This is a genomic window from Nocardioides turkmenicus, from assembly GCF_011045035.1.
Classification (GTDB): Bacteria; Actinomycetota; Actinomycetes; order Propionibacteriales; family Nocardioidaceae; genus Nocardioides; species Nocardioides turkmenicus.
In genome coordinates this window covers 95,743-98,980 of sequence record NZ_JAALAA010000019.1, presented here as the reverse complement: position 1 = coordinate 98,980, position 3,238 = coordinate 95,743, and the positions used below count along the sequence as shown (strand labels likewise).

Annotated in this window: 1 protein-coding gene and 1 pseudogene; both read left to right on the top strand. The window is 70.0% G+C overall.

The window, feature by feature from the left end; genetic code table 11:
* Positions 1-1,314 (top strand): annotated as a pseudogene (locus tag G5C66_RS26585) (hypothetical protein); the annotation flags it as partial.
* A 211-nt stretch (positions 1,315-1,525) separates the two neighbouring features.
* The coding region (locus G5C66_RS20345; RefSeq protein ID WP_165112747.1) for a hypothetical protein at positions 1,526-3,238 on the top strand (1,713 nt) is incomplete at its 3' end.

Here is a 3,238-nt window from a genome sequence, read left to right as displayed (position 1 = left end):
GGCTCGGAGCAGCCCTCGGGGGAGCAGCCGTCCGGTGAGCAGCCCTCCGGCGAGCAGCCCTCCGGCGAGCAGCCCTCCGGCGAGCAGCCCTCCGGCGAGCAGCCCTCCGGCGAGCAGCCCTCCGGCGAAGAGCCCGCTGGCGAGGAGCCGAGCAGCGACAACCCCCTGGGTGGTCTCCTCGGCGGCAGCAACCCGCTGGGCGGCCTGACCGGCGGCCTGCCCCTGCCGGGCTCGGAGCAGCCCTCGGGGGAGCAGCCGTCCGGTGAGCAGCCCTCCGGCGAGCAGCCCTCCGGCGAGCAGCCCTCCGGCGAGCAGCCCTCCGGCGAGCAGCCCTCCGGCGAGCAGCCCTCCGGCGGCTCGGACGCACCGGCCTCTGACCCTGTGGGAGGTCTCCTTGGTGGCCTGACCGGTGGCATGAACCTGCCCGGCGGGACTCTCCCGCTGCCCGGCACGAGCCAGCCGTCCGGTGACCAGCCCGCTGGTCAGCAGCCCTCCGGTCAGCAGCCCTCCGGTCAGCAGCCGTCCGGCAGCCAGCCGGGCAGCACTCAGCCGTCGCAGCCCAACCAGCCGACCCAGCAGGACACGCTCTCCTTCAAGGTCGGCGCGCCGGGCATCAACGGCCAGGCCGCTGGTAGGGCCCCCGGGGCCTCTGTCGAGCCCGGTTCGACGATGACGATCTCGGTCCCGGTCACCAACAACGGCACCGCACCGATCACCGACGTCAAGGCGCAGGTCCCCGGTGACCAGGGTCTGACCGACATGGCGTGCTCGAACGCCGCGATCCAGCCTGGTGCCACCTCGGTCTGCCAGGTCCGGGTCCCGGCCCAGAGCGGCAACGTCAAGATGTCGATGAACATCATCGTCACCAGCGCCGACGGTCAGCAGATGACCAAGCTGTGCAACATCTACTACAACGCGCAGCAGAAGGCAGCCAAGGTCGCCTTCACCGGCAAGGTGCTGTTCAACGGCCAGTCCGTCCAGGCCGCCTCCCAGGCTCCGATCAGCACCAACGACCCGTCGACCCTGACCTTCGAGGTCACGAACAGGGGCAACGCCGCGATCACCTCGATGAGCGGTTACTCGTCGGTGGGTCAGATGACCTGCGCCTCGCAGCGACTCGAACCTGGTCAGACGACGACCTGCACCGTGACGTTCACGCCGAAGAAGGGCGAGAACGCCGTGAACATCAAGATGACCGCTCGTGACCAGGCCGGCAACGCCAGCGGTGCCTCGTTCCGGTTCTGCTACACGGCGAACTCGTTCACCGCGAACACGCCTGCCAACTCCTCGGCCAGCGTCCCGGCGGCTCACTGATCGCCGACCAGGACCAGAGAGGTATCAAGCCATGAACAAGTGGATGAGACGGTCCATCGGGACCGGATTGTTCGTGGGTGGACTCCTTGCCGCCGGCGCGGGCGCAGCTCACGCCGACGAGACCGCAAGCCCACCCCAAACCGACAACCAGGAGACCACCGACGTCGGCGGACTTCTGGGCGAGCACAGCTCGGCTCCGTCGGACTCGTCGATGGATGCTCAGACGGCCTCGGAACCGTCGCCTGCACCCGCCGAGAAGACCGACGCCGAGGCGAACGAGACTGCTCACACCATGACCGAGAAGGCTCCGGTGGAAGACGCGCCGGAGACCGTCAAGGCCCCCGCCGACAGCACACCGACGGTGCAGCAGCAGCCCGTGACGAAGGCTGAGACTGCCCCTGAGGTGAGCGCGACGGACACGAAGAAGCCGCGCGTGCTCGTACGCAACGGCAAGCCGGCCGCTACGACCGACGCTCCCGTGGTTGCCCATGACGGGCAGGAGGAGTGTGAGTGCAACCTCACTCTCGGTACGCCGCGGGTCGACGGTCAGGCCGCCGGCGCATCCGGCCGCGCCAAGGTTGCCGCAGGCAAGCCGGCGACGATGACCATCACGGTCACCAACACCGGCAACGGGGTGATCTCCGGTCTGCGCGCCCGGGGAGCCGCCGGCTCCCTGACCTGTGGGCAGACCACGCTCGCACCCGGTCAGTCGACGACCTGCACCGGGACGTACACGCCGAAGGCGGGCGACCAGTCCAGCACGATCACGGTTGACGCCGTGACCGTCAGCGGCGAACCGCTCAACGCCCGAGTCACGTACTACGTCACCGGCCAGGTCGCTGACACCACCGACTCCGGTTCGGGGTCGGACACGCCGGTGTCGAACCAGCCGGGCACGAACCAGCCGGGGACGGGTGCTGACGAGCCCGCTCCTGGCACTGGTTCGACCCAGCCCGGTTCGAGCACCGACGAGGAGTGCGAGTGCAACCTGACCCTCGGTACGCCGCGGGTGGGTGGCCAGGCGGCCGGTTCGGCCGGTAAGGCGAAGGTCGAGGCCGGAACGCCCGTTCCGGTGACGATCAACGTGACCAACACCGGCAAGACCGTGATCACCGACCTGCGTGCTCGGGGAGCTGCTGGCTCCCTGACCTGCGCTCGCGGCACCTTGGCGCCGGGGCAGTCGACGACCTGCACCGGTATGTTCACGCCGCGGGTGGGCGACCAGTCCACCACGGTCACGGTCGACGCCGTGACCGTCGGCGGCGAGCCGCTCAGCGGGCGGGTCACGTACTACGTGACCGGCACCGCCGGGTCCGGCACGAACGACGACCCGGCGGACGACGAGCCCGGGAGCGACCAGCCCGGCGACGGGTCGACCACTCCGACCGACGGCTCGGGCCTGTCGACGAGCCCGCTCGACGTGGTCATCGAGCCGGTGACCGAGACCCTCGGGTCCCTGGGCGGCCTCACGGGTGGCGTGGGCACCGTGCCCGGTCTCCCCGGTTCGCCGGACGGCTCCACCGATGAGCCGACCGACCCCCAGGGTGGCACCGACGGCACCGACGGTTCGGGTCTGCCGAGTGCGCCGCAGGTCACCCCGGGCGCCGATGGTTCCTTCACCATCGTGCTCAACGGCACCACCTACAAGGTGACCTCCGACGGCACCGTGACCCCGGTCAACGGCACCAACGGTGCTGAGCTGCCGCAGGTCACCAAGGGCGCGGACGGCTCGTACACGATCGTCTACAACGGCGTGACGTACAAGGTCCAGCCCAACGGATCCGTCACCACACCGACGGCTCCGACCCAGCCCGGTGCACCCCAGGTCACCCCGAGCGCCGATGGTTCCTTCACCATCGTGCTCAACGGCACCACCTACAAGGTGACCTCCGACGGCACCGTGACCCCGGTCAACGGCACCAAC